The organism is Mucilaginibacter sp. (genome assembly GCF_039921305.1).
Classification (GTDB): Bacteria; Bacteroidota; Bacteroidia; order Sphingobacteriales; family Sphingobacteriaceae; genus Mucilaginibacter.
In genome coordinates, this window is the sequence record NZ_JBDSCA010000079.1 from 112,394 (window position 1) to 138,014 (window position 25,621).

General features: G+C 42.3%; 23 protein-coding genes. 10 read left to right on the forward strand and 13 right to left on the reverse strand.

Annotated elements, in window-relative coordinates:
• Positions 1 to 560: 560 nt before the first annotated feature.
• Together ABIN91_RS22970 and ABIN91_RS22975 are read right to left on the reverse strand one after the other, a co-directional pair.
• Entirely contained in the window at positions 561 to 2,063 is a 1,503-nt protein-coding gene (locus ABIN91_RS22970; RefSeq protein ID WP_348053963.1) for a hypothetical protein, read from the reverse strand.
• 39 nt (positions 2,064 to 2,102) lie between these two features.
• On the reverse strand, positions 2,103 to 2,810 hold the full coding sequence (locus ABIN91_RS22975) for a hypothetical protein (protein WP_348053964.1): 708 nt from the start codon (positions 2,808 to 2,810) through the stop codon (positions 2,103 to 2,105).
• A gap of 388 nt (positions 2,811 to 3,198) precedes the next feature.
• On the opposite strand from ABIN91_RS22975, the gene ABIN91_RS22980 reads away from it, so the two are divergent.
• Complete coding sequence (locus ABIN91_RS22980; RefSeq protein WP_348053965.1) at positions 3,199 to 3,762, forward strand: C40 family peptidase; 564 nt, start codon at positions 3,199 to 3,201, stop codon at positions 3,760 to 3,762.
• A gap of 89 nt (positions 3,763 to 3,851) precedes the next feature.
• Positions 3,852 to 5,816 carry a tetratricopeptide repeat-containing sensor histidine kinase gene (locus ABIN91_RS22985; protein WP_348053966.1) on the forward strand — a complete coding sequence of 655 codons (1,965 nt, stop codon included), beginning with the start codon at positions 3,852 to 3,854 and terminating at the stop codon, positions 5,814 to 5,816.
• Here ABIN91_RS22985 and ABIN91_RS22990 read toward each other — a convergent pair.
• The gene (locus tag ABIN91_RS22990; protein WP_348053967.1) at positions 5,785 to 6,405 is read right to left on the reverse strand and encodes a LysE family transporter; all 621 of its coding nucleotides are present in this window, start codon (positions 6,403 to 6,405) and stop codon (positions 5,785 to 5,787) included. The genes ABIN91_RS22985 and ABIN91_RS22990 overlap by 32 nt on opposite strands.
• 68 nt (positions 6,406 to 6,473) lie before the next feature.
• Here ABIN91_RS22990 and ABIN91_RS22995 point away from each other — a divergent pair, with 68 nt between their 5' ends.
• A complete protein-coding gene (locus ABIN91_RS22995; protein ID WP_348053968.1) occupies positions 6,474 to 7,400 on the forward strand; it encodes a cobalamin-binding protein in 927 nt (308 codons plus the stop codon).
• Positions 7,401 to 7,506: 106 nt separating this feature from the next.
• Here the strand turns inward: ABIN91_RS22995 and ABIN91_RS23000 are convergent, their stop codons facing one another.
• A complete protein-coding gene (locus tag ABIN91_RS23000) occupies positions 7,507 to 9,588 on the reverse strand; it encodes a TonB-dependent receptor (protein ID WP_348053969.1) in 2,082 nt (693 codons plus the stop codon).
• A gap of 55 nt (positions 9,589 to 9,643) precedes the next feature.
• The gene (locus ABIN91_RS23005; protein WP_348053970.1) at positions 9,644 to 10,945 is read right to left on the reverse strand and encodes a sorbosone dehydrogenase family protein; all 1,302 of its coding nucleotides are present in this window, start codon (positions 10,943 to 10,945) and stop codon (positions 9,644 to 9,646) included.
• 134 nt (positions 10,946 to 11,079) lie between these two features.
• Here ABIN91_RS23005 and ABIN91_RS23010 point away from each other — a divergent pair, with 134 nt between their 5' ends.
• Positions 11,080 to 11,766: a VIT1/CCC1 transporter family protein gene (locus tag ABIN91_RS23010; RefSeq protein ID WP_348053971.1), complete on the forward strand. Its 687-nt coding sequence runs from the start codon at positions 11,080 to 11,082 to the stop codon at positions 11,764 to 11,766.
• Positions 11,767 to 11,847: 81 nt separating this feature from the next.
• Here ABIN91_RS23010 and ABIN91_RS23015 read toward each other — a convergent pair whose 3' ends face one another.
• Positions 11,848 to 12,369, reverse strand: a complete 522-nt coding sequence (locus tag ABIN91_RS23015; RefSeq protein ID WP_348053972.1) for an NAD(P)H-dependent oxidoreductase — start codon at positions 12,367 to 12,369, stop codon at positions 11,848 to 11,850.
• Positions 12,370 to 12,617: 248 nt separating this feature from the next.
• On the opposite strand from ABIN91_RS23015, the gene ABIN91_RS23020 reads away from it, so the two are divergent.
• The 5 genes from ABIN91_RS23020 to lepB all read left to right on the forward strand — a co-directional run bounded on the left by ABIN91_RS23020 (position 12,618) and on the right by lepB (position 17,306).
• Complete coding sequence (locus ABIN91_RS23020; RefSeq protein WP_348053973.1) at positions 12,618 to 13,424, forward strand: AAA family ATPase; 807 nt, start codon at positions 12,618 to 12,620, stop codon at positions 13,422 to 13,424.
• Positions 13,425 to 14,360, forward strand: coding sequence for a ParB/RepB/Spo0J family partition protein (locus tag ABIN91_RS23025; protein ID WP_348053974.1), 936 nt, complete (start codon positions 13,425 to 13,427; stop codon positions 14,358 to 14,360). It abuts the gene before it with no gap.
• A 2-nt stretch (positions 14,361 to 14,362) separates the two neighbouring features.
• Entirely contained in the window at positions 14,363 to 15,052 is a 690-nt protein-coding gene (locus tag ABIN91_RS23030; RefSeq protein ID WP_348053975.1) for a DUF5683 domain-containing protein, read from the forward strand.
• A complete protein-coding gene (dapB, locus tag ABIN91_RS23035) occupies positions 15,049 to 15,810 on the forward strand; it encodes a 4-hydroxy-tetrahydrodipicolinate reductase (RefSeq protein WP_348053976.1) in 762 nt (253 codons plus the stop codon). Before ABIN91_RS23030 ends, dapB begins: the two co-directional genes overlap by 4 nt.
• An 86-nt stretch (positions 15,811 to 15,896) precedes the next feature.
• Positions 15,897 to 17,306 (forward strand): signal peptidase I, encoded by a 1,410-nt coding sequence (gene lepB, locus ABIN91_RS23040; RefSeq protein WP_348053995.1) that lies wholly within the window; start codon positions 15,897 to 15,899, stop codon positions 17,304 to 17,306.
• 123 nt (positions 17,307 to 17,429) lie between these two features.
• Here the strand turns inward: lepB and ABIN91_RS23045 are convergent, their stop codons facing one another.
• From ABIN91_RS23045 to rpmB, 7 genes are all read right to left on the reverse strand, one after another.
• Positions 17,430 to 18,506, reverse strand: coding sequence for an Ldh family oxidoreductase (locus ABIN91_RS23045; RefSeq protein WP_348053977.1), 1,077 nt, complete (start codon positions 18,504 to 18,506; stop codon positions 17,430 to 17,432).
• Positions 18,507 to 18,662: 156 nt separating this feature from the next.
• Positions 18,663 to 20,264, reverse strand: coding sequence for a bacillithiol biosynthesis cysteine-adding enzyme BshC (gene bshC / locus ABIN91_RS23050; RefSeq protein ID WP_348053978.1), 1,602 nt, complete (start codon positions 20,262 to 20,264; stop codon positions 18,663 to 18,665).
• A 47-nt stretch (positions 20,265 to 20,311) separates the two neighbouring features.
• Positions 20,312 to 21,646 carry a 30S ribosomal protein S12 methylthiotransferase RimO gene (gene rimO, locus ABIN91_RS23055; RefSeq protein WP_348053979.1) on the reverse strand — a complete coding sequence of 445 codons (1,335 nt, stop codon included), beginning with the start codon at positions 21,644 to 21,646 and terminating at the stop codon, positions 20,312 to 20,314.
• A 115-nt stretch (positions 21,647 to 21,761) separates the two neighbouring features.
• A complete protein-coding gene (gene ftsY / locus ABIN91_RS23060) occupies positions 21,762 to 22,727 on the reverse strand; it encodes a signal recognition particle-docking protein FtsY (protein ID WP_348053980.1) in 966 nt (321 codons plus the stop codon).
• 73 nt (positions 22,728 to 22,800) lie between these two features.
• Positions 22,801 to 22,962 (reverse strand): DUF4295 domain-containing protein, encoded by a 162-nt coding sequence (locus tag ABIN91_RS23065; protein ID WP_348053981.1) that lies wholly within the window; start codon positions 22,960 to 22,962, stop codon positions 22,801 to 22,803.
• A 23-nt stretch (positions 22,963 to 22,985) separates the two neighbouring features.
• Positions 22,986 to 23,168: a 50S ribosomal protein L33 gene (gene rpmG / locus ABIN91_RS23070; protein WP_022830075.1), complete on the reverse strand. Its 183-nt coding sequence runs from the start codon at positions 23,166 to 23,168 to the stop codon at positions 22,986 to 22,988.
• A 108-nt stretch (positions 23,169 to 23,276) separates the two neighbouring features.
• Positions 23,277 to 23,510 (reverse strand): 50S ribosomal protein L28, encoded by a 234-nt coding sequence (gene rpmB, locus ABIN91_RS23075; protein ID WP_008505040.1) that lies wholly within the window; start codon positions 23,508 to 23,510, stop codon positions 23,277 to 23,279.
• A gap of 173 nt (positions 23,511 to 23,683) precedes the next feature.
• Between rpmB and acs the strand changes: the two genes are divergently transcribed.
• Positions 23,684 to 25,594 carry an acetate--CoA ligase gene (acs, locus tag ABIN91_RS23080; RefSeq protein ID WP_348053982.1) on the forward strand — a complete coding sequence of 637 codons (1,911 nt, stop codon included), beginning with the start codon at positions 23,684 to 23,686 and terminating at the stop codon, positions 25,592 to 25,594.
• Positions 25,595 to 25,621: the final 27 nt, after the last annotated feature.

Here is a 25,621-nt window from a genome sequence, read left to right on the forward strand (position 1 = left end):
CGTTCCATCCCTGTCTGCCGACAGGCAGGCTTCAATTATTAACCAGGGGGATAAAGTAAGAATTATAACCGTTGTTGGTAGTGTCACTAATCAGTAAATTGCTCTAATCTCTGATTCTTACTTCTCCCAAAAAAAGGGGGATAAAGTGAGATGTTTTTTATACCAGCCACTGATCGGTCTGGTTTCATTGATCACTGGTTTTTGATGTTGCTCCTTGTTATTTAATCCAAAGAAGCTCTGTACCACGTTCATACAAAGATACAAAATATAGCCCATATTGCGCAAAAAGCCGGGCTATTTTAGCCCGGCTCCATATAAATTACACTAAAATATATTCTGAATTAGTTACAGTTTACAGGTATAGTACCTACAATATTCAGCGAGTTTGTAGTGGCATCATAAGTAGCCGATGCTTGTAAAGCGCTGCTGGTTGATGGGATAATGATATCCGACTTACTAACCGAGAACGGATCCGTTTTATACTGTGTACCATTGTATACCGTAACAAAATAATACTGCTTGCCAACCTGTAAGGTGGTTACACCCTTGCCATTGTTTAACTAGAAAGTTCCAGCATCGGCAAAAATACCTGTACCTTGTGCTATTGAACCACCTGTTTGTTGATACAGCTCAAATGTTGCAGATGGTAAAATAACAATATCCTTACCACTGCATATTCCTTTAATATCTATATTAACATTGATAGGGTTATTGGTACCCACAGGCATTGTAACTGTTACGCCGCCTGCTCCGCATGGGCTAAACGTATTGCTCTGTACTCTGGCATATGGTATACCGCCGCTAACCACAATTTTAGCCAGCGGAATATTAGGTACCGATGGGAAAGTAGCCACAAAACCCTGTGATATGGTTGCACTATGCAGAGCACCCAGATATTGACCGGATGGCGTTTGCAACGTAATTTCATAAGGGCCGCCTTTAAAAGCCGGGTCGCTTGGGTTAACCGTAACAGATAGGGTGTTGGTGCAGGTAGTGTAAGTACCAAAGTTGGCACCATAACTCCAATCCAAATTCCAGCATGATAAGTGATTGATTGAAAACTGGGCCGCTTTCCGTCCGTTGCCGTCCAATACAACAGTCGCGTCAAGCTCGTTGGTCCACTGCCCGGTGGTTTCGTTCATGCTCCAAACCGGTATTTTATCGCCAACCTGTATGGTAGCGAATGTGGCAAAGTTTACCATATTGCTATTCAACTCGATACTAACTGATACCGGTTTCGAGAACTTTTTAACAGGTACTCCACTGGCTTCTAAATTCATTTGCAATAAACCGGCGGTAACAAAGGTAACACCGCCTGCAATTTGTGTATTATCGCTCTTGTAAGCTAGCGGGGCATTTAAACCACCCGGAAACGCCTGCATTGATGCATCTGTACCGGTACCATATTGTACAATGTTTGATAGTAATTTTGTACCCCCCAAAGCTACACCATTGGCATCCTGCATTTGCGTACCTGCTGCAAAGGTGATGGTAGCTTGCTCGTTCATGGTAGCAGTTTTAGACGTGGTTAAAGCATATGCCGATGTTAACGCGCCTGCTGTTAAGCCATTATTTTCAACCGACAAAACTGTAGTACCAACCGGCGGATGAGCATATTCAAGCACCTTTACCGGGTAAATCGATAAGTCGTTTTTAGTGATGGTGATATTTTGTGTTATAGGTGCATAACCTGTAAGGCTTGCAGTAACAGTAAAAGTGATTGGGTTGGTAACTGATGCATGTGCATCTTTAGTTAAGGCTAATGATAGTAAACCGCTTGTAACCTTAAAATCCGTACCGCCCGATGCCATTTGCACATACTTGGCACCTGGTCCGCTTATCGCTACCGCGAAACTGGCGGGTAACTGGCCATTGGATATGGTATCGGCATTGGTGAATTTTACAAGCGTTGGCGATGGAAATAATGAGGTCGAATCCAACAGTATTTTAATGCCGTCCGTTGGCTTTTTACAAGCGTATAATAATAGGGATAAAGCCGTTATGCACGATATCAGCACGATAGCCAGCCTTGAAAATTTTTTTTGGGTATATAATTTTTTCATTGATTATGATCTTGATTTGTATGTGATGCTTACAGATTCTTATTTTAACCTGAAGTTGAAATTCAATTGTATTACAGGTAACCAGCGGTACTCTTTCAAGTTATCGTTAAACTGTGGTTCAAGCTGGTTGTTCGGGCTTAGTACGCCGGTACCAACCACATGCGTGCTTGGCTGTGTTAGGTAATAAGTGCCTAAATCTAAATTGAAATTAAAAAAGTGGTTAGGGAAACTTTTAAACAGGCCAATACCTGCGTATGGTGCGATACCCTTCCATGATACATCCATGTTTAAAGTACCAATATCTGCAGGGGTATACGTACTGTTGCCATAAGTATAGTTGCCCACAGGTGTAACCGCTAAAGCTCCGCTGGCCTTATATAAATAGGCTGCTCCACCTACCAATCTAAAACCGCGCATTCCTTTAAACGGAACAAAATCGGCCAAAAGGTGGGCATTGTAAAAATTGATGCTGGCTGTGTTGTCTGATTTAAAACCTGGTAAGGTAATCAGGTTATCTTTAGATACAGGAATAAAACTGGCTCCGGCACGTAATGATAGTCGTTTGAATAAGCCATAACGTAAATCGGCACCTACGCCTTGTGTTCCGGCTTGTAGTTGTAATGATAGCGGTTTGCTGTAAAGGATGTCTTCTTGTTTTTGAGGTGCCGAAGCTTTTGATTTGATTTTTTGCTGTGCCGAAACAAGCAATGGCAGCACCAATAATAAACCGAGTAAGGGTTTTTTCATAGTTAAAGTTTAGGGGGTTAGTTAAAACGTTATTAGTAGGTATGTATAATAAAATATCAAATAATAAATTACTGATCTGTTTACTATACTAAACCTAACTTTCCGCTAAAATAAGCCATATTGGTCATATAAAAAATACTGACGTACTGGTCTTTTTATACTATTTGTCCACATTTAGATAATGTATTTCTTTTTAGTTAACTGCTTGATTTATTGATAACTGTCGGCTTAATAAATTTATGAGATTTGTTGAGTTTAATATTGTAATATCAATAAAAAGAATCGTGTTAAAACAAAATAATGTTAATAAGTACACCGCTTTGTGGAAACATTGGCAGCTTAATGGTTATGTCGGGATCAGATTAGTATCTATCTTGCTAATTCTAAAATGAGGAAATACCTGGCAGTTTTTGGAATAGTTTTTTTATGCAGCGCATTGCTGTTGGTAAACCCCACCTATGCAGGTAAAATAAAAAGGTCACACAAAGCAAAAACCGATAATACTTCTCTAAACACCAACGATGTTTGTGCCGATGATTTACTTGGTTTTGCCCAAACATTAATTGGTACCCGGTACCGTTCCTCTTCGTCAAGCCCTGTATCCGGTTTTGATTGCTCGGGCTTCGTAAGCTATGTATTCAAAAATTTTAATTTTAATGTTCCGCGTTCATCATGCGAATTTATCAGCGTAGGCGAAAAGATAAAGCTGGTTGATGCCAAACCGGGCGATATCATTCTATTTACAGGTACCAGCAAACGCAGCCGCAGAATAGGCCATATTGCCATTATGATGAGTAACCAGGAAAGCGGGGTAACCTTTATCCACTCCACATCCGGTAAAGAACACGGTGTTACCATCAGCAATATGGATGAGCGTTATAAACATCGGTTTATACAGGTTATCCGCCTGCTTAAACAAAACGACCAGCAAGAAATTTCTGCTTTCGAATAATAATCTTATCTTAACTTTTAATTAACTCATTGATTGGGTATGTAACCAAATTGGGTAAAATACCGTACAATGCCATATTTTAAATTGTATTGAAAATTACTATTTTAACTAACAGTATACGTTTAAAGGGCCTTTATATAAGTGCGCTTATTGCTTTTATAGCTTTATATCCGTACCAACCGGGCTATAGCCAGCAACACGATATCGATAGCTTAAAAAAAGTTCTTCAAAACTATCCGGGGACCGATACAAACCGTGTTATTACACTCAATAAGCTATCTCTCAGTTATTACAATACTAAGCTAAGTTACCTTAGGCTATACGGCTCCGAAGCATTAAAACTGGCAACACAACTAAACTACCCCAGGGGGCAGGCCTTTGCCTACAAAAATTTGGGACTTGGTTACCTTGCCGATAATGCCAATCCTACCGCGCTTGATTATTTTAACAAATCTCTCGGCATATTTATATCACTTCGTGAGAGGCTGAACAGTGCGAAAGTGTTAAACAATATGGGGTATTACTACGGCGTGATCAAAGATCATCATCAGGAATTGAACTACTTGTTACAAGCTTATGATGAGGCTAAGTTTTCTAACGATCAAACGGCTAAAAGTACCATACTCGGTAACATTGGTAACGCTTACGAAGCTATTGGTCAGTTTAGTAAAGCCAAAGATTACTATACAAAAGCCCTTGATCTGGCTGTGAAATACAAAATATCGAACGGAATTGTTGCTGCTTACTCCAATTTGGCATCCGTTTTCCTCAAAGAAGAAAAGTATGAACTGGCTATGGATTACTGTAACCAGGTTTTAGCCATACACAATACAAGCGATAACTTTAAACCTCGCGATTTAGCCAATATTTACATTTTGCAGGGTAAAATTTATTATAAGTTGAGGCAGTATGATAAGGCCCGAAAAGTATTTGATCAAAGTTTGGCCATTGCCACTAACCTGGGCAATGCCGAATACCTGAGCCAGAATTATTACAACATGTACCTGCTCGATTCTGTGAAAGGCGATTATGAGTCGGCGCTCAAAAACTACTCGCAATATACCCGCTTAGATGATAGCTTGATCAACGTAAATAAAAACCAACTGGTAGCGCTTTATCAGATCAAGTTCGACTCGCAAAAACGTATTGCCGAAAACCAGCGTTTAAAAATAGAAGAGGAAAGGAGTGAAGCCATCATTAATCAGCAACACACTATCGAAGTTGTATTGATCATTGGTTTCATTATCATTTTTGTAGGCGCGGTTTACCTCTTCCGTATCAATAACCAGGTAAACGATAAAAACAAGATCATTAACGAGCAAAACCAGGTGCTCGAAAATAATAATCTGGTTAAGGATAAGCTGTTTTCTGTGATCTCGCACGATCTTCGCAGTCCAATAACACAGGTAGTTGGCCTGCTCAATCTGTGGGAAGCCGGCGAGATGAACCATCAGGAAATGTCGGTTTTAACCCCTACCGTAAAAAGCAGCATCATGCACACGCTCGAATTATTGGATAACCTGCTCATCTGGTCTAAAAACCAATTACAAGGCTTCAACTTTAATCCCTTAGCGTTTGATCTGCGCGGGCTTACCGAAGAAAATTTAAAGAATTTAGATTCTATTGTAGATAAAAAAGACATCAGTATTGAGAATGATATAGAGCCGGATACAATAGTTCATGCCGATATGGAAATGATCAAGATCGTACTCCGTAACCTTATCTCGAATGCCATTAAGTTTACGCCCGATAATGGCACTATCCGCATCAGCAGTTATACAAAAGATGGACAGATTGTTATTTGTGTAGAAGATACCGGCATTGGGATCAAAGAAAAAGACCAGGCTAAAATATTCTCGTTCACATCACACACCACCCTGGGTACAGCCAACGAAAAAGGAACGGGTATCGGACTAAAGATCTGCCGGGATTTTATCGAACTCAACAAAGGCCGCATTTGGATGGAGAGTAAAGAAAATATAGGTAGTAAATTTTATGTTTCGCTTCCGCTGGAAGCACAAACTATTTTAAAAGCAAGGGAAGTACTTGTTTAATAATATGATATAGCGCGAAAGCGAAAAACAAAACCGCTATACAAGTATTGATAGCCTGAGTACTCAACTCAAACCTGCGCTGTATATAATTCGCCATCCGCGAGTAAATAAACAAACACAAAAATGCACCCGCTGCCGATCCTAAACTAAAAATAATAAGCGGCAAAGTACCCGTCAATATCCAACCGTGAGCAATTAAATACGTTCCGCAAATCATCCAGAAAGGTATTTGCATAGGGTTAATAAAACCCAGTATGATGCCATATTTTAAGCTGTCGTATTTAGAATAATCAGCCGTTGGCGGTTTTTTGCGGTTAAGCCAGGTTATTATGGCTAATGCCGAAAAGAGCACGATCATCACCCAGTCAATAATAATATCCAGTTTTAACTGCCCGGTTAGCCAGTTTGCCGCGTGAATAATAAACCAGGTAAAAAAGAATTCGATGAACGAGAACGCCGAAATAAAGTACAGAGCTTGCTTTAAACCACGGTTAATGGCAATTTGCACCAGCGTTAAATTGATGTTTCCGGGCGGTACGTAGCCCACAAAGTTTACCGCCAGCCCTATTATAAAGGTTAAAAATAGCATCACCCAAAGGTAAACAGTTTATAATGGGATTAAGATAGCTTGCCGCAGATTTGTACATTTGCCCGATAATGACAAACCAAAAGATCATTTCACTTTTACCCGCCGCCACCGAGATCATCTGCGCGCTGGGCCTTGAACAAAACCTGGTTGGCCGCTCGCATGAGTGCGACTATCCCGACACGGTAAAAGATTTGCCCATTTGTTCCGAAGCCAAATTTATGCCCGGCTCAAGTAGTTTAGAAATAGACAAGCTGGTAAAAGAAACTTTAACCCACGCACTTTCCATTTACACCGTAAACAAAGAGCTTATTAAAAGCCTTGATCCCGATGTTGTGATCACCCAAACCCAATGCGATGTTTGCGCCGTAAGCTTAAAGGATGTTGAAGAGGCTTTAGAAAACCTGCTGGAAAAAGAAGTGGAGATCATATCATTAGAACCCAACAACCTCGATCATATTTTTGCCGATATTAAACTGATAGCCGCCGAACTGGATGCAAAACAACAAGGCGACTTGTTGATCGAATTAATGGAAGAGCGTATCGACATCATCCGCCACAAACTCAAATTTATTACCGATAAACCCACCGTAGCCTGTATAGAATGGATAGAACCGTTAATGCTGGCCGGTAACTGGACTCCCGAACTGGTTGATATTGCAGGTGGCAGCTCCATCTTAACCCAAACCGGGAAACATTCACCTTATGTTGACTGGGACGATATCAGGCTGCAAAACCCGGATATTATTGTAGTAATGCCCTGTGGTTTCTCCATAGAGCGCAGCATGAAAGAGATGAGTATTTTATTGGCCTTGCCGGGATTTGACGAACTAAAAGCCGTAAAAAACAACCGCCTCTACATTACCGATGGCAACCAATACTTTAACCGTTCCGGCCCGAGAATAATAGATTCTATCGAGATACTGGCCGAGATCATCAACCCAAAACAATTTATTTTTGGATATGAGGGCGAGGGGTGGATCAAGTTTTCGGTGTAGACAATTTTCTGTCATTGCTGTAACGAAGCAAACGCACGGAAGCCGGGCAGCTATACAAGTTCGCCCTGTATCGTTCGCGATTGCTTCGTACCTCGCAATGACAACTTTAAAACTTCACATTAACCCCGCCAAAATAATTACGCAAAGCCGCCGGGTTATAGTACCGTGCTGCAGCGGCATTTAAATCATTACCCAGGCTATAATGTTGGTTTAATAGATTATCCGCACCGGCGTAAAGCTCAAATTGTGTTTTGCCATATGAAACATGCCATCCAATTTTGGCTTCCAGTAAATGGTAGGCAGCGGCATAAACTGTATTGGCATCGTCAAGTGGCGCTTTTCCGGTGAAGCTATATTGGGTAAATACATACAACCGCTCTGGGAGGAAAGCATAAAAGCTGCTTACTACATTCTGCCTCGGTACACCAGTTAGATCGTTTCCCGAAAAGTTGGTAGTGGCATTACTGTAATCCCGGAAGGTGAATTGGTTATAGCTATAACTCTGATTAAATTGCAAACCTTTAATAAAATCCCTTGCGCCTTGCTTAATTAACCATCCCGTAAAATAAAGCTCCAATCCAGGCTGGTTAGTGCCGCCCGCGTTGGTGTAATAGGTAGTGCCATCAGCATGTTGTAATTGAATAATGGCATTGTTCAGGCGGTAATAAAACACCGAGGCATCCAGTAAAAGGCGTTCATCCTTACTGCGCAACCTAAAGCCGGTTTCGTAATTATAACCATCCTGGGCTTGTAACGATGGGTTGATAATATGATCAGTAGGCCTTACCTCGCCCGTAGTAGGAGTAGAGTACCCGCGACTAACCGATGCCCGCCAGATGAAATCATTAGTTACGTTATAAGATAAGGCCAGCCTCGGCATCAACTCCTCATCAAAGGGCCGTTTAGTAAAATTGCTTTGGGCTATGGGGTAAATACCTTCAAACTGGTACTGGTAATTGTTTAAACTTAAAGCCGCTTCTATATTCAGTTTTTTTAGGATATGCGCCTCAAAACGGGCGAAGATGAAACTCTGCGTAGTATGGATCAAATCGTGCGTTTGTGGGTTACCTGGCTCGCCACGGTTATTATCAGTATTATTAATATCCGAATTGGTTTGCTGCCACTCGCCGCCCAAATTTGCTTTCCAGCTAAAGTTGGTTTTAGGTTGGCCCGATAATTCAAAATAAGTACGTGCGCCAAAAGTATTTTCGTTACGATGCTCATAAGTAGTGAATGATGGATTGGTAAAGTCAACATGGGTACCGAAAATGGTAACCACATTACGCAAATTGCTGCTTAAACGCGCATCGTTAACCAAACCACCAAAAAACGTTTTACTATAAATAGCCGCCTTTAAATCCTGGGCGGATAGCGTAGCCTTAGTAGCCAACCTTGCCGAAGACGGATCAGTCTGAAACTGCGCAAGCGTTAACCCACCCGGCGTTTGGTAATTCATATCCGAATAAAAACCTATCGCTTTTACTTTGTTATCCTGCCCATAATTTAACTGGTCAATCAGTTGTATATACTTGCGCTCCATAGCGCTGTTCTGTCTAAAGCCATTAGCGTTTTGATAAGCTTCGCTAATGTTTAACAAGTTATTACCCGCTTTATTTTGAACCGAACCATACTGATGAAACAATCCATACGAGCCACCATTAACACCAATGGATACGCTGTTGCTATCCGCATATTTATTAACCGGGTTGATGAGCATTACCCCGCCGGAGTTGGCGCCAAACAAGCTGCCATCGGGCCCTTTTAAAACTTCAATGCTGTATATGTTATTTACATCAATAGCGTTGAGGTAAGTATTGCCGCCCGCGTCGGTTAAAGGTATCTCATCAAAATAGATCTTTACATCCCGCACCCCAAACGGCGATCGCAATAAACTGCCGCGGATAGCCAAGCGATAGCTCCCCGGCGAGCGTTCCTCCATCCGCACTCCCGGAATAGTATTAACAGCCGTAACCAACGAATTACCCGGCTGTAAACCCAACTGCTGATTACTTAAAACCCCAACTGATGCCGGGATATTGAGCAATGGCCTTTCGGAAAGGTAGCCCCTGATGGTAATCTCGTTTAAATGTTTATTGGTATCCAATTTACTGGTATCCCGCTTTTGCGCGATGGATGGTAAATGCAAAAAAATAAACGGGAGCAGCAATAAATAAGGCCTGTAAAACATAAATAGGTTTAAAGGCGTAAATATAGACTTTGTGAAAGCTGGAAGATAATTGTAATTAAGGATTTACACTAACTTTCCATATGCTGTTTGATGTATCATCGGCTATCAGCAGCGAGCCATCCTTGGCAACAGCAACACCAACCGGCCTGCCATGTACCTCATGTTTATCAGCATCGGCAATAAAGCCGGTTAAAAAATCTTCGGGCTTACCCGGTTTCCCGTGATTGAAAGGGACAAACAAAACTTTATAGCCCACCAGTTTTGAGCTGTTCCACGATCCATGCTGCGTAACAAACGCGCCACGGTAATATTTTACAGGGAAGGTTCTGGATTTATAAAAAGTTAACCCTAACGATGCTGTATGAGCCCCCAAAGAAACATCCGGAACCAGGGTTTTGGCAACCAGATCTGGCCGTTCACCTTTATGGTTAGGGTCTTCGTGCTGGCCAAAATAAGCGTAGGGCCAGCCATAAAATGCGCTATCCTTAACACTGGTTAAATAATCGGGAACCAACTCGTCGCCCAGATCATCACGTTCATTAACCGAAGCCCAAACTTCGTAATTGAATGGGTTGATGGCTATGCCCGCGGGGTTACGTAAACCACTGGCATATATTTTCTCGTTGCTGCCATCAGGTTTGATCTGTAAAATACAGGCACGCCTTTTCTCATTATCCATTCCATGCTCTCCATCGTTACTACCCGAACCTACCGAGATGTAAATGTGTGAGCTATCGCCGCTTACAACAATGTTGCGTGTCCAGTGGTTGTTATAGCCCCCGGCGGGTAAGTCCAATAATTTTTTACCCGCGCCAGTAATTTTAGTATCACCTGCGTGATAGGGGTAGGCCCACAAACCATCGGTGCAAGCCACATAAAACCAATTCCGCCAAACAAGCATCCCGTAAGGCTGATGCAGTCCGCTTAAAAATACGCCCATATTGGTAGGTTTACCATTAATCTCTCTAAATAAAACAATGTCGTTTTTGCTTTTGCCTAAGTATTGCGATTTGCTTACGCCGATGATAGCCGCGCCTATCCGTTTGATAACCCCAACTTCGGTATTGGCTTCTGATACAAATACATCGCCATTACGGCCCACATAAATATTGCGCGGGTTGGTTAAGTTATTGCCAAACAAACTCACCTTAAAACCAGCCGGCGCAACAGGGGTTTTATTATCCCAGCCAATCACATCGCAATAAGTAGTGGTTGATTTTGTGGCATGTGGTGCAGCCAATTCAATGGTACCCACACTTGTTGCTACACTCGTTTTACTATAGTCGGCAGGTTTGTTTTGTGCGCAGCCCGCAAGCATTGTGGTAATAAATATTAGGGCTAATAATTGCTTGTTCATTAAGTAACAATTTATTTAGTTTGATAGTAACTGCTGGTTGGGTTTTTTGTTTGTGAAGCAGCGGCTGTGTATCAATACTAATACTAAACTGATTTATTTATTGTGGTAACCCCTAAACCTGTTTACCTTTAACAATGCATAACGAAAACCACCTCAAAAGCTCTGATACCATCCGCGATATTGTGATCGGCATGTCCGACGGGTTAACTGTTCCTTTTGCGTTGGCCGCTGGGTTAAGCGGGGCCATTAACTCATCAACCATTGTTGTTACCGCCGGTATTGCCGAAATAGTGGCTGGTTCCATTGCCATGGGATTAGGCGGTTTTTTAGCCGGTAAAACCGAAGCCGACCACTACAGCTCAGAATTGCAGCGCGAGTACGAGGAGGTTGAGCGTGTACCCGAGCAGGAAAAGACCGAAGTAATGGAGGTGTTTGCCGATTTTGGTTTATCACCAACCCTGCAACGCCAGGTTGCCGATGAAATGGCTAAAGACAAAGATAAATGGGTTGATTTTATGATGCGCTACGAACTGGGCCTTGAAAAACCCGAAGCCAACCGTGCTACCCAAAGCGCCATCACCATAGGTTTTTCATATATAGTTGGTGGTATCATTCCGTTATCGCCGTACTTTTTCATCAGTAACTCGCAAATGGCGCTATATTACTCGTGTGGTATTACCTTGATATGCCTGTTTGTTTTTGGGTACTTTAAGAGTAAAGTAACGGGGCAAAATCCGGTTAACGGAGCGCTTAAAGTGGTTGTTATTGGTGCATTGGCCGCGGCAGCTGCATTTTTAGTGGCCAGACAAATAACGGGGTAGAAATAGATTTAACATCGAATAACGCCCGTTCAGGCATGGACGCTTAAATGGGCGAAGGTGCCAGACAGATTACCGGATAGCTTAGTATTTAATAAACTTATCAATCTGCTCATCCGTAAATTTTATCGTTTCCGGATTGGTCAAATTTCCATCCGCGTCAATCTCGCCTTTAACCGATGTGATATGGATTTTAAGTGGCATTACATGCAGGTTGATGTAATTACAGATCCCTGTAAAGTGCTCAATGCCGCGGATGTTGCCATACCTGCCCGATGACAGGCCAACCAGAGCCGCCTTCTTATCGTAAAAGCTATCCGGAAAGGTGCAGGCATCAATAAAAACCTTCAATACACCGGGGAAACTGCCGTTGTACTCGGGGATAATGAAAATGAATTTATCGGTAGCGGTTATGCGTTGTTGAATAGGGGCAAAGGCTTCGCTACGTTTGCCAAACAGGTCGCTGGCTATTAAAGTATCGGGTAGTTCTGTTAACGATAATACTCCGGCTTCAATGCCTTTTTTGGCTAATGCTTTTTGGTAATAATTTGCCAGTTTAAGGGTGGAGCTTCCGGGCCTGTTAGTACCGGCAATAATAGTTACCATGTATGTTTTTTGTTTGTAAGTTAGTGTTAGGTGTGGATTACAGAATTGTTTAATTTTGTATCTTTAACCCGGTTTAAACACCACGAAATTATAAAATTCTGCCTGTAATTTATATTCCGGCTTTTGTTTTCAGTTTTAGGTGATAACCAATGCAACTTTATTTAGCCCGTGTTTTATATAGTTGCACATAAATGTTCGTTAATATAGCACCGGTTTGTTTCGCTGGTCAATAAATTATAACATAACAAATGAGTAAAATTATTGCTTTAGCTAATCAAAAAGGCGGTGTGGGTAAAACTACATCATCAATCAATTTGGCTGCTTGTTTAGCTGTATTGGAGTTCAAAACACTATTGGTTGATGCTGATCCGCAGGCCAACTCAACTTCGGGTATTGGTTTTGATCCGCGCAATATTAAAAATAGTATTTACGAGTGTATCATTAACGATGTGCACCCTGCCGATGCCATCCAAAAAACGGATACCCCTAACCTTGATCTGCTACCTGCTCACATTGACCTGGTAGGTGCCGAGATAGAAATGATAAACCTTACCGACCGTGAATACAAAATGCGCGGCGTATTGGCTAAAATTCGCGACGATTATGATTTCATCATCATTGATTGCTCACCATCGTTAGGTTTAATTACCATTAACGCTTTGTCTGCCGCCGATTCGGTTATCATACCGGTACAGTGCGAATACTTCGCATTAGAAGGTTTGGGCAAACTGTTAAATACCATCAAAATTGTTCAAAACCGTTTGAATACCAAACTGGAGATAGAAGGTATTTTATTAACCATGTACGATGTGCGTTTACGCTTATCAAACCAGGTTGTAGAAGAGGTTAGAACCCATTTTGAAGATCTGGTTTTCGATACCATCATCCAACGTAATACCCGTTTAAGCGAGGCTCCAAGCTTTGGCTTATCGGTAATTATGCACGATGCTAATTGCAAAGGCGCCATCAATTACCTGAATTTGGCCCGCGAAATTATCAGCAACAACGGCCTCACTAAAAGCGAAGCCAACTTAGATACCGCAACTATAGAATAAATGAGTGCAGAAAAAAGAAACGCATTAGGAAGAGGATTAAGTGCACTGTTAAATGATTCTGCAGATGTAATTCCGAATACGCGGCCTACCGGGAACAATAACAATAGTAGCAATACTAAAGTTGAAAGCAGTCCGCAGGTTAATGATATGGGCTCGGTTAATGAGATCCGCATTAGCGAGATCGAGGTAAACCCATTTCAGCCCCGTACCGAGTTTGACGAGCAGGCCTTACTTGAATTGGCCGATTCCATTAAGCTACAAGGCTTAATACAGCCTATAACTGTACGTAAGGTAAGTGGCCACGAATACCAATTAATATCCGGCGAACGCCGCTTACGGGCGTCAAAGCTGGCAGGCCTGAAAACTATACCAGCCTACATTCGCCTGGCTAACGACCAGCAAATGCTGGAAATGGCGCTGATAGAAAACATTCAACGTGAAAACTTAAATGCTATTGAGGTGGCTCTGAGTTTCCAAAGAATGATTGACGAGTGCAGCTTAAAGCAAGATGAATTGAGCGAGCGCGTAAGCAAAAACCGCTCAACAGTTACCAACTATTTACGCTTATTAAAACTGCCACCAACTATACAGGCTTCCATCCGCGATGGCCGTATAACAATGGGCCATGCTAAGGCGTTAATTACCATTGCCGATCCGGTTAACCAACTATTCATTCATCAGCAAATTTTGCAGGGTGGTTTATCTGTTCGTAAAGTTGAAGAGATTGCGCGTGAGATACAGAATCAATCACAAAAAAAGGAAGTGAAAAGACCTGCTGGCTTATCGTTCCAGGTGCAAAAAATACAAGACGATCTGGCTTCCAGGTTTGGCGCCCGTGTAAAGGTTAAAATTGGCGATCAGGGTAAAGGTGCAATAGAAATTCCTTTTTTATCAGAAAACGACCTGGGCCGTATTCTTGAAATGTTGGATTGGTAAGCATGCATAAATACCTGTTTCTAATTGCTTTTTTGCTCGCATTTGTTGGGGTTAAGGCCCAAATTGCCGATACCACCAAACAGCGTAGTAAGAATGATATATTAAATGCCCACCGCGATTCTATTACATCAAAGCCTTTTAAACCCACGGTTAAATCGCTTAAAATTTACCATCCCGATAGTACCCATAGTCCGCGTAAAGCGGTTATCAAATCTTTATCTTTCCCGGGTTTAGGGCAAATATATAACCGGCATGGTATATGGTGGCGTTTGCCCCTTATTTACGGAGGTTTAGGTGCCCTGGCTTATAATATTTATTCGAATGGTAAAGATTATAATGTATTTTTAAAAGAATCGGAATGGCGCGCGCATGGCAGAATAGGGGATGAGCCTTTGCCCTATTATCAAGGTTCGCCAATTACCAACATTGCAGATCAAACCATATACGATTATAAGGATAATTTAAGGCGTAACCGCGATCTGAGTATTTTTGGTTTTATATTGGTTTGGGGTGTAAACGCCATTGATGCTTATATTGATGCCAAGTTTACACACTCGTATTCTATGGATAACGATCTGAGTTTTAAAGTTACACCATCATTAATGGGCAATCCGGCAACGGGGCCTGTTTACGCTTCAAATTTTAATTATAGCTTTACACCTTCTTTAAAAGTCACATTCTTTTTAAAATGAACATAGCATTATTAGGATACGGAAAAATGGGCAAAATTATCGAGAAGATAGCTATTGACCGTAAACACGATATCGTACTCAAAATAGATTACAACAACCTGGAAGATTTAACGGTTGAAAACCTGAAAAAGGCCGATGTAGCCATCGAATTCAGTACACCCGATTCTGTATTGGGTAATATAGCTAAGTGTTTTGAAGCTAAAGTGCCTATTGTTATTGGTACTACCGGCTGGTACGGCCAACTGCAACAAATTAAAGATGAGTGTTTAAGCACAAATAATGCCCTGCTTTACGCCACCAATTTTAGCGTAGGTGTGAATGTTTTTTTTCACCTGAATAAGGTGTTGGCTAAGATGATGAATAAATACCCGTACTATGATGTGCAGGTAGAAGAAATTCACCATACTCAAAAGCTGGATTCGCCAAGTGGAACAGCCATGACCATTGCCGAAGGTATTATTGATAACATAGCCGATAAAACCGAGTGGGTAAATGTACTGGAACCAGAAAGTGGCAACGCCATTGATGATGTAGTAAAACCTAACCAGGTGCTGATAGAGTCGTTAAGGATTGATAGCATTCCCGGTACGCACACCGTTATATACGATTCGGAAGTAGACAGTATAGAGTTTAAGCATACCGCGCACAACCGCAATGGTTTTGCTTTAGGCGCTGTGTTAGCTGCCGAATGGATCCAACATAAAAAGGGCTTTTTTAGTGCCGCTGATATGTTTAATTTTGATGTTTTAAGTAAATAAAATTTAAATTTTAGAAAGTGAATATAGTAGGATTTGTAATTGTCTTTTTTTTACTCATAGTATTCCCATTCATAGGATTGTGGAAGATGTTTGAAAAAGCTGGCCAACCTGGTTGGAAAGCATTGATACCTTTGTATAATTTATATATCATGATAGAATTAAGCGGCCGACCTAAATGGTGGGTTCTGCTTTTGATTATACCCGGTATTGGCGTAATTGTCGGTGTCGGTATCACTGTTGATTTTATAAAATCATATGGTAAAATTACTTTTGGTGATATTATTAAAGGTACTTTATTGCAATTTATCTACCTTCCGCTATGGGGTCTTGACCCTAAAACACAATATTTAGGTCCTTCAGCAAGCGAAGGGTTTAAGGCAAAGTATCAAAAAAGCATTAAAAAATCATCAACTCAAGAGTGGACAGAAGCCATCATATTTGCCGTTGTAGCCGCTACTTTAATACGTACCTTATTTATAGAAGCTTATACCATACCAACCCCATCAATGGAACGCTCCCTTTTAGTGGGAGATTTTTTGTTTGTAAGTAAAGTGAACTACGGCGCCCGTACACCCATGACGCCTGTTGCCTTCCCGTTCGCGCACCATACCATGCCATTGCTCAATACCAAGGCTTATTGGGATGGTGTTAAATTGCCTTATTACCGTTTACCGGGATTAAGCGACGTTAAAAAAGGAGATGTAGTAGTATTCAACTACCCAATGGATGCCGATTCGCCGCTTAGCCGACCGGTTGATAAGCGCGAAAATTATATCAAGCGCTGCCAGGGTGCTCCCGGCGATACCTTAAGTGTTGTTGACGCGCAGGTTTACGTAAATGGTAAAGCTATGCCAAACCCTCCGGGCGAGCAGATAGATTACAACGTAACCTTAAGCTCAATGCTGAACCCAAAAGCGGCCGAGGATTTGAACATGACCTTATATGAAAATAACCCGCTTTATACCATGACCGCAGATGCCGCGGCCACGTTAAAAACATATTCGAACGTAACATCGGTAGTACCTAATATTAAGGCTAAGGGTGTTGATCAGTACGGCCCGGTTTATCCGTTGGATAACCGTGATTTTGTACTCAATCCGAAATATAAATTGGGTGATAAATATCCTACATATAACTGGAATCTGGATAACTACGGCCCCATTATTATTCCTAAAAAAGGCTGGACAGTTAAGTTGGATAGCTTGAGCTTCCCTATATATGCCCGCGCTATTGAAATATACGAGGGTAATAAATTAGAAGTGAAAAATGGCGAGGTATTTATCAATGGTGCTAAAACCAGTACCTATACCTTTAAAATGAACTACTATTGGATGATGGGTGATAACCGCCACGATTCATTGGATTCCCGTTTCTGGGGTTTTGTTCCCGAAGACCATATCGTGGGTAAGGCTCTGTTTATCTGGATGAGCTGGGATGATGAAGGTTCATTCCTGCACAAAATACGCTGGAGCAGGTTATTTAGAGGAATACATTAAGCTTAATATAGCTATTAACCATCGCGTCATTGCGAGGTACGAAGCAATCCCCGATTAGCAAAGCGGCTATGCAAATTCGCCCTGTACAGTTAGGGATTGCTTCGTACCTCGCAATGACGCTTTTTATTGAATTCTTTCCAATCCAAACCGATCTGCCAGCTCATTCAAATCGGTAACAACCGCATCAACCAGAGGTATACCGCTTATAATACGTTCCTTTTCTGCTTCCAGCTCCGGTTCACCTGGGATAATTACGCCTTGACCGGGATCAATTTTATTAGCCGATTTAAAGCGGCTGATCCAGTTATCCATATGTGATTTAAACTCATCAACCGGGCGGAAACCATCTACACGCATCGCACCCAAAAAGTGACCGATACCCAAACCAACCGGATCAGTAGGCGGTTCTAAAAACGAAACAAATGGCGGCACCCAGGGGCCATAGTTTGCACCTGATAGCACTGCCGATAATATATCAACCGTGGCGCTTAAGCCAAAACCTTTGTGGCTGCCATGTTCGCGGTCGCTGCCAAGTGGGAGCAGGGAGCCTCCTTTTTTTAAAGCGTGCGGATCGGTAGTGAAGTTACCCTCACCGTCTTGTATCCATCCTTCGGGTACGGGTTTGCCTGCACGCTGGGCTATCTCTAATTTACCATTAGCCGCTGCCGATGTTGCCATATCAACAACAACAGGCGGATAATTACCTGCCGGGAAAGCGTAACACATGGGATTGGTTCCCAACATCCGCTCATTACTAAAAGTAGGCGCAACCAGCGGACTGGCATTCGTCATGGCGTAGCCGATCATGTCCTGCTCAACGGCCATTAGTGCATGATAACCTGATATGCCAAAGTGGTTAGAGTTACGCACTGCTACCCAGCCAGAACCATAAGTTTTTGCTTTTTCGATAGCTATTTTCATAGCATAAGGTGCAACCACCAGGCCTAAACCGGCATCACCATCAACAGTAGCTGTGGTTGGGGTTTCGTGTACGATGGTGATATTGGGAGTGGGGTTAATGCGTTTCTTTTCCCAAAGCCTCACATAGCCGCTTAAACGGGCCACGCCATGCGAATCAATGCCCCGCATGTCCGACCGGATCAAAACATCGGCAGCAAGTTGCGCATGCTCGTCGCTGCAACCCATAGCCAGGAATATATTTTGAGTGAATGTGCGGAGGGTGGATTCGGAGATGATCATGGATAGTAGATGTTTTTACCACACGTCATTGCGAGGAACGAAGCAATCTCTTTAGGACAATCGGACTTACAGAGCGGCTCTGTACAGTCTAGGGATTGCTTCGTACCTCGCAATGACGCGTTGAGATACATGGGTAAATATGGGTATTTAATTTATTTATTCCGTTAACACCGTAAACTTAAACTCCAACGGCTCAAATTTATCAACCAGTTCAGCAATTAATTGCTTGCCAAACTTCACATAAAACAACCCGAAATTTTCATTACGTTCCTGCAATCCACCGCCGGGGAACAGGTCGGTTTTTATGGCGTCTATTTGAGATAGTCGCGTATCGTAATTGCGTTTTTCGGCTTTAACAAATTTGCGCTCCAGGTTATCAATGGCGTGTTTTAAACGGGCTTGTATGGCTTCGGTTGATGGCGCAAGCGTAGCGTCTATTTGTGCGGAATGTTGTTTGATGCTATCAAAAACGACTTGCAATTGCTGCCATTCTTCTTTCAGACTAAGATTATTGTTGCTGTGTTGTTTAACCCATTGGGTTTTTAATTCATCAGCACTTTTAAACAGGTGGGCAGTGGTTAGGCCCAATTTATTGATCTTGGCAGCCGTTTGTTTGGGTACGATCAAACCTGAATTACGCAGGATAATGATAGGGAAATCAACCCCGTAAAAATCGAAATTGCTTTTCAACTCAAACCAATAGGCCAATTCACCACCGCCGCCTATGTAGGCTAAGTTTGGCAGTATCACCTCCTGGTAAAGGGGGCGCATGGCAACGTTAGGGCTAAACCTTTCGGGATGCTGTTTTATTTCGGTACGCAATTCGGCTTCGGTGAATTGGATATTGGAGTTGAGTACTTCGTAAATGTTATTTTCAAAAACAAGGCGTTCGCGTAAGCCGTCAATCAGGTAAAAGAAATTGATCTCGCGCGGATTAACCTGGATATGTATGCCCAGTTTTTGCAGAGCGGCATTGCTATCCGATATGTTTTTAAAACTATGCTGACCAATTATATCCTGCTCCATAATAGGGGCGAAGAGTTGTTTTAAGCGTGCATCGTCGGCATCAATAATCACCAAACCGTATTCGGCAAACAACGCGTTTACCATGTAACGGGTAGCATCGGCAAGATTGGTGAATTTAGAGTAAGCCGTTTCAACGATCTCTGCTAACTCATTTGCACTGCCTTGTGTGCCTAAAACGCCCTTGTATTGGTTGAGCGCTTCGCGGATAGTTTTAGTATTTAGGCGACCGGTTGCTCCGGCCGCGTCCAGATCCCACTGTATTTTTTTGCCACCTGCGCTGGTGTGATTGATCTCCGCAAAATCATGATCTTCGGAAGCCATCCAGTAAACCGGCACAAAATTTTTATCGGGAAACCCGGCCTTTAACTGCTTACACAATTTTATGGCCGAAGCTATCTTAAAAATAAAATAAAAGGGACCTGTAAAGATATTAAGCTGGTGCCCGGTGGTAATGGTAAAGGTATTTTCGTTGCGAAGGGATTCAATATTATCCATCACGGCAACTGACAACTCGCCACTCACAACTGATAACTGACTATACTGTTCCTTTAAAACATCAACTAAAACTTGCCTGCCGGGAGTGTTTTTTTTAGTTTGGATGAGTTGTTTAAAACCATCCACATCGGGCCGGTGATTGTAAAATGGCCTTAACTCGGGTGCGTTATCCAGGTAACTAATGATAGTTTTGGAGAAGTAGCCGGTTTGGGCGTAGTTTATACAATCGTGGTACATGGGCAGCAAATTTATAAGCAATAAGTTAAATAGCAGTGCGCTATAAATTATTTTACAATTTGTCCATAAAGGTCAAAATCTTCGGCGGTATCAATTTTTACGTTCACAAAGCTGCCTACGGTTGCGTAGTGTTTGCTGGCATCAATGAGTACTTCGTTATCCACTTCGGGCGAATCATATTCGGTACGGCCTACAAAGTAATCGCCTTCTTTTTTATCGATGAGTACTTTGTAAGTGTTACCAATACGAGTTTGGTTTTTATCGAAAGAGATGCCTTGCTGAATTTCCATAATGGCGTCGGCACGTTCCTGTTTAACTTCATCAGGTACATCATCAACCAATTGATAGGCGTGTGTTTTTTCTTCGTGCGAATAAGTGAAGCAACCCAAGCGGTCGAACTTGGTTTCTTCAACCCATTCGGCCATTTCTTCAAAATCGCGCTGTGTTTCGCCCGGATAACCGGTAATTAGTGTGGTGCGGAAAGCAATATCAGGCACTTTATCGCGGATGGCATTCACAATATCAATGGTTTTTTGCTTGGTGATACCACGGCGCATTGATTTGAGCATGTTATCGCTGATGTGCTGCAATGGCATATCCATGTAATTGCAAATGTTGCTACGCTCGTTCATCACATCCAAAACCTCCATTGGGAAACCGGAAGGGTACGCGTATTGCAGGCGGATCCATTCGATACCGTTTACGTCGGATAATCTGCGTAAAAGCTCATCTAAGTTACGTTTGCCATATAGATCCAAACCATAATAGGTTAAATCCTGAGCAATTACCACCAATTCTTTAGTGCCTTGTTTGGCTAAATTTTCAGCATCCTTAACCAATTGTTCCATTGGTGTGCTCAGGTGCTTGCCACGCATTAAGGGGATGGCGCAAAATGAGCATGGGCGGTTACAACCTTCGGATATTTTAAAGTAGGCGAAGTGTGACGGGGTGGTTAGTAAACGCTCGCCAATCAGTTCGTGTTTGTAGTTAGCGCCTACGCTTTGCAGTAAATTTTGTAAGTCGTTAGTGCCAAAAAAGGCATCAACGTTAGTTATTTCGGCTTCCAGTTCGGGTTTGTAACGTTCGGATAAGCATCCGGTAACGATAACTTTGCCCACCTTACCCTGGTCTTTTAATTCGCTGTATTGTAGAATGGTGTCGATAGATTCCTGCTTGGCATTATCAATAAAGCCACAGGTATTGATTACAATGATATCGTCTTTACCTACTTTTTCGGCTTCGTGCACTACATCAAAAGCGTTGCCGCGTAGCTGACCCATTAGTATTTCGGAGTCGTACGTATTTTTTGAGCAACCGAGGGTAACCACGTTTACACGGGGCTTTTTGATGATTATTGATTTATCTATCGATTTCGTCTTCATTCGTTTCTATCTAATTGTCATTGCGGGGAACGAAGCAATCGCGAACTATGCGAGTTTGCTATGCTACCGTGCGGTTGCTTCGTTCCCTGCAATGACACGGGGGCGAAGCTTTGTATTATTGCTTGAATAACGAGTCTACGAACCCTTTACGGTCAAATAACTGTAGATCGTTTATCGCTTCGCCAACACCTATGTATTTAACGGGTATTTTAAACTGATCTGATATGCCTATTACTACACCACCTTTAGCCGTGCCATCTAACTTGGTTAATGCTAAAGCGTTAACGTCTGTAGCCTGGGTAAATTGCTTGCATTGTTCAATAGCGTTCTGACCGGTTGATGCGTCAAGTACCAACAAGATCTCGTGCGGTGCATCGGGGATAACCTTTTGCATTACGTTTTTGATCTTGGTGAGCTCGTTCATCAGGTTCACTTTGTTGTGCAGGCGGCCAGCGGTATCAATTATGACTACATCATCGCTATTGGCTACGGCAGATTTTAAGGTGTCGAAAGCTACCGAGGCAGGATCGGAACCCATGGGCTGCGCTACAACACGCACGCCGACACGCTCGCCCCAAAGTTGGATCTGATCAACCGCTGCCGCGCGGAATGTATCGGCTGCACCTAATACTACGCTGTTACCGGCTTGTTTTAGCTTGTGCGCCAGTTTGCCAATAGTGGTTGTTTTACCTACACCGTTAACACCAACCACCATAATTACATAGGGTTTGTGGTTGCCGTATTCAAAGCTTTGAAAATCGTTGCTGTTGTTTTCGGATAGTAATTGTTGAATTTCGTCGCGAAGGAGGGTTTGCAGTTCGGATGCACCGAGGTATTTATCGCGGGCAACGCGGGTTTGTATACGGTCGATAATTTTCAGGGTGGTGGCCACACCCACGTCGGATGTTACCAATATCTCTTCCAATTCATCAAGCACATCATCGTCAACGGTAGTTTTACCGGCAACAGCTTTGGAGATCTTTGAAAAGATATTCTCCTTGGTTTTTTCTAAACCAGTATCAAGGGCTTCCTGCTCTTGCGGGGTGCTCTCCTTTTTCTTAAAAAAATCGAATAATCCCATTCTGAAATTCTAATTAACAAAAAAAGCCCTTCCCTGTAAAACGGAACGGCTTTTTTATTGAGCTATAAAAATATTAATTTTTGCTTGCTGCAATTATATCTTTAACAGCATCATTGTGAGCAATCACTTCTTTAAATGAGTAAGCACCAGTTTTAGGTGATTTAGTCATTGTGATCACTTTTGAATATTCTTTACCCTTACCAGTGTTCAGGGTTGCAACTACTTTCTTTGCCATTTTCTTATCGTATTATTTGGTGATTACTTGATCTCTTTGTGAACAGTAACTTTACGTAAAACCGGGTTGAATTTTTTTAATTCTAAACGCTCAGTTGTATTTTTTTTGTTCTTGGTAGTGATGTAACGAGACATACCCGGCATACCGCTGGTTTTGTGCTCTGTACACTCTAATATTACCTGAACTCTGTTGCCTTTTTTTGCCATTGCCTTGTTGGTTATTGAGTTATTGGGTTATTAAGTTATCGGTTGATCTGAGCGACATGAATTTGAATAAACTCAGCAACTCAATAACAAATAACTAATTACCAAATGTTATATGTATCCTTTTTTAACAAATTTATTAATACAAGCGGTTATACCGTTCTTGCTGATGGTTTTAATAGCAGCGGTAGACACTTTTAAAGTGATCCATTTATCCTCTTCTGGTATGTAAAACTTTTTTGTTTGCAGGTTAGGATAAAATCTACGTTTCGTTTTAACGTTAGAGTTAGAAACGTTGAACCCATTCATAGAGCCCTTTCCTGTTAAATCACAAATTCTTGACATGACTGATCAATTTTTAATAAACCCCTTTTTTTAAAGAGTTTGCAAATATCAGGATTTTAGGTGAATAAGACAATAGTGTTGTGTAAATATTTTCAAATTCTTTTTAATCAACTTTTTTGAGGGTTTTTTAGCCTATAAGTTGTAATTTAACCGCACCAAACATACCTATTATAATGAATTTGAAAATATCATCGTTTGACGAGTACAAAGAAGTTTATAAACAAAGTGTAGAGCAGCCTGAAAAATTTTGGGATGGCATTGCCGAAAACTTCCAGTGGCGCAAAAAGTGGGACAAAACTTTAGAGTGGAATTTTAAAGAGCCAAACATTAAATGGTTCCAGGGAGCGAAACTTAATATCACCGAGAACTGCTTAGATCGCCACCTTGAAAAAAATGGTGATACCCCGGCCATCATCTGGGAGCCAAACGACCCGACAGAAGATCATCGCGTACTAACCTATAAACAATTACACGCCAAGGTTTGCCAGTTTGCCAATGTGCTTAAAAACAATGGCGTTAAAAAAGGCGACAGGGTTTGTATCTATATGCCTATGCTGCCTGAATTGGCCATAGCGGTTTTGGCTTGCGCCAGATTAGGGGCCATACATTCGGTAGTATTCGGTGGTTTTTCGGCGCAGTCTATATCCGATAGGATTATTGACGCGCAGTGCGAAGTTGTTATTACTGCCGATGGCAGTTACCGCGGTACTAAGGAAGTTCCGTTGAAGAATGTGATAGACGATGCTTTGGTTCAGTGCCCATCCGTTAAACGCGTAATTGTTTTAACCCGTAGCCGCACCCCGGTTGCTATGATAAAAGGCCGCGATGTTTGGTGGGAAGATGAAATTAAAAAAGTAGAAACCCAAGGTAACATAGATTGCCCGGCCGAAGAAATGGATGCCGAGGATATGTTATTCATCTTATATACATCCGGCTCAACCGGTAAACCTAAGGGTGTGGTACATACCTGTGGCGGTTATATGGTGTATACAGGTTATACCTTCGCTAATGTATTTCAATACAACCCAGGCGAGGTTTATTTTTGTACTGCCGATATTGGCTGGATAACCGGTCACTCTTACATAGTATATGGTCCGTTATCGCAAGGTGCAACTACGCTGATGTTTGAGGGGATACCAACCTGGCCCGATGCCGGAAGGTTTTGGGATATTGTAGCCAAACATAAGGTTAATATATTATATACTGCCCCAACCGCCATCCGCTCGTTGATGAGCTTTGGTGACTCTTTTGTTGAGGGGAAGGATCTAAGCTCATTAAAGAAATTGGGTTCGGTAGGTGAACCTATTAATGAGGAAGCCTGGCACTGGTTTGACGAAAAGATAGGCAAAAAGAACTGCCCTATAGTTGATACCTGGTGGCAAACCGAAAACGGTGGTTTAATGATATCGCCAATAGCAGGTATCACACCAACCAAGCCGGGATATGCTACTTTACCCTTGCCTGGAGTACAGCCTGTTTTGGTAGACGAACAAGGTAATGTTATAGAAGGTAACGGCGTAAGCGGAAACCTGTGCATCAAGTTCCCCTGGCCGGGAATGTTGCGTACTACTTATGGCGACCACGAGCGCTGCCGTACCACCTACTTCGCTACTTACCCGGATATGTATTTTACCGGTGACGGTTGCTTGCGCGATGAAGATGGCTATTATAGGATAACAGGCCGTGTTGATGATGTGCTGAATGTATCCGGTCACCGTATTGGTACTGCCGAGGTAGAGAACGCTATTAACATGCACTCGACTGTAGTGGAATCGGCCGTGGTGGGTTACCCGCATGATATAAAGGGGCAGGGTGTTTACGCCTTTGTGGTTTGTCCGGATTTAGGAGGACATAATGAAGAACTGACCCGTAAGGATATCATGATGACGGTAACACGCATTATTGGCGCTATTGCCAGGCCAGACAAAATTCAGTTTGTGAGCGGCTTGCCAAAAACGCGTTCCGGTAAAATTATGCGCAGGATATTGCGGAAGATAGCCGAAGGCGATACTTCTAATTTAGGTGATACGTCTACGCTATTAGATCCGGGTGTGGTGGATGAGATCAAGGCGGGAGCGTTATAAAAGGTTCGTAGTTCATGGGTGATAGTT

What these genes read in the sequence shown, in the direction of transcription:
- ABIN91_RS22970 (WP_348053963.1), bottom strand. Translation starts at nt 2,063, where the DNA reads ATGAAAAAATTATATACCCAAAAAAAATTTTCAAGGCTGGCTATCGTG.
- ABIN91_RS22975 (WP_348053964.1), bottom strand. Translation starts at nt 2,810, where the DNA reads ATGAAAAAACCCTTACTCGGTTTATTATTGGTGCTGCCATTGCTTGTT.
- ABIN91_RS22980 (WP_348053965.1), top strand. Translation starts at nt 3,199, where the DNA reads ATGAGGAAATACCTGGCAGTTTTTGGAATAGTTTTTTTATGCAGCGCA.
- ABIN91_RS22990 (WP_348053967.1), bottom strand. Translation starts at nt 6,405, where the DNA reads ATGCTATTTTTAACCTTTATAATAGGGCTGGCGGTAAACTTTGTGGGC.
- ABIN91_RS22995 (WP_348053968.1), top strand. Translation starts at nt 6,474, where the DNA reads ATGACAAACCAAAAGATCATTTCACTTTTACCCGCCGCCACCGAGATC.
- ABIN91_RS23000 (WP_348053969.1), bottom strand. Translation starts at nt 9,588, where the DNA reads ATGTTTTACAGGCCTTATTTATTGCTGCTCCCGTTTATTTTTTTGCAT.
- ABIN91_RS23005 (WP_348053970.1), bottom strand. Translation starts at nt 10,945, where the DNA reads ATGAACAAGCAATTATTAGCCCTAATATTTATTACCACAATGCTTGCG.
- ABIN91_RS23010 (WP_348053971.1), top strand. Translation starts at nt 11,080, where the DNA reads ATGCATAACGAAAACCACCTCAAAAGCTCTGATACCATCCGCGATATT.
- ABIN91_RS23015 (WP_348053972.1), bottom strand. Translation starts at nt 12,369, where the DNA reads ATGGTAACTATTATTGCCGGTACTAACAGGCCCGGAAGCTCCACCCTT.
- ABIN91_RS23020 (WP_348053973.1), top strand. Translation starts at nt 12,618, where the DNA reads ATGAGTAAAATTATTGCTTTAGCTAATCAAAAAGGCGGTGTGGGTAAA.
- ABIN91_RS23025 (WP_348053974.1), top strand. Translation starts at nt 13,425, where the DNA reads ATGAGTGCAGAAAAAAGAAACGCATTAGGAAGAGGATTAAGTGCACTG.
- ABIN91_RS23030 (WP_348053975.1), top strand. Translation starts at nt 14,363, where the DNA reads ATGCATAAATACCTGTTTCTAATTGCTTTTTTGCTCGCATTTGTTGGG.
- dapB (WP_348053976.1), top strand. Translation starts at nt 15,049, where the DNA reads ATGAACATAGCATTATTAGGATACGGAAAAATGGGCAAAATTATCGAG.
- lepB (WP_348053995.1), top strand. Translation starts at nt 15,897, where the DNA reads ATGTTTGAAAAAGCTGGCCAACCTGGTTGGAAAGCATTGATACCTTTG.
- ABIN91_RS23045 (WP_348053977.1), bottom strand. Translation starts at nt 18,506, where the DNA reads ATGATCATCTCCGAATCCACCCTCCGCACATTCACTCAAAATATATTC.
- bshC (WP_348053978.1), bottom strand. Translation starts at nt 20,264, where the DNA reads ATGTACCACGATTGTATAAACTACGCCCAAACCGGCTACTTCTCCAAA.
- rimO (WP_348053979.1), bottom strand. Translation starts at nt 21,646, where the DNA reads ATGAAGACGAAATCGATAGATAAATCAATAATCATCAAAAAGCCCCGT.
- ftsY (WP_348053980.1), bottom strand. Translation starts at nt 22,727, where the DNA reads ATGGGATTATTCGATTTTTTTAAGAAAAAGGAGAGCACCCCGCAAGAG.
- ABIN91_RS23065 (WP_348053981.1), bottom strand. Translation starts at nt 22,962, where the DNA reads ATGGCAAAGAAAGTAGTTGCAACCCTGAACACTGGTAAGGGTAAAGAA.
- rpmG (WP_022830075.1), bottom strand. Translation starts at nt 23,168, where the DNA reads ATGGCAAAAAAAGGCAACAGAGTTCAGGTAATATTAGAGTGTACAGAG.
- rpmB (WP_008505040.1), bottom strand. Translation starts at nt 23,510, where the DNA reads ATGTCAAGAATTTGTGATTTAACAGGAAAGGGCTCTATGAATGGGTTC.
- acs (WP_348053982.1), top strand. Translation starts at nt 23,684, where the DNA reads ATGAATTTGAAAATATCATCGTTTGACGAGTACAAAGAAGTTTATAAA.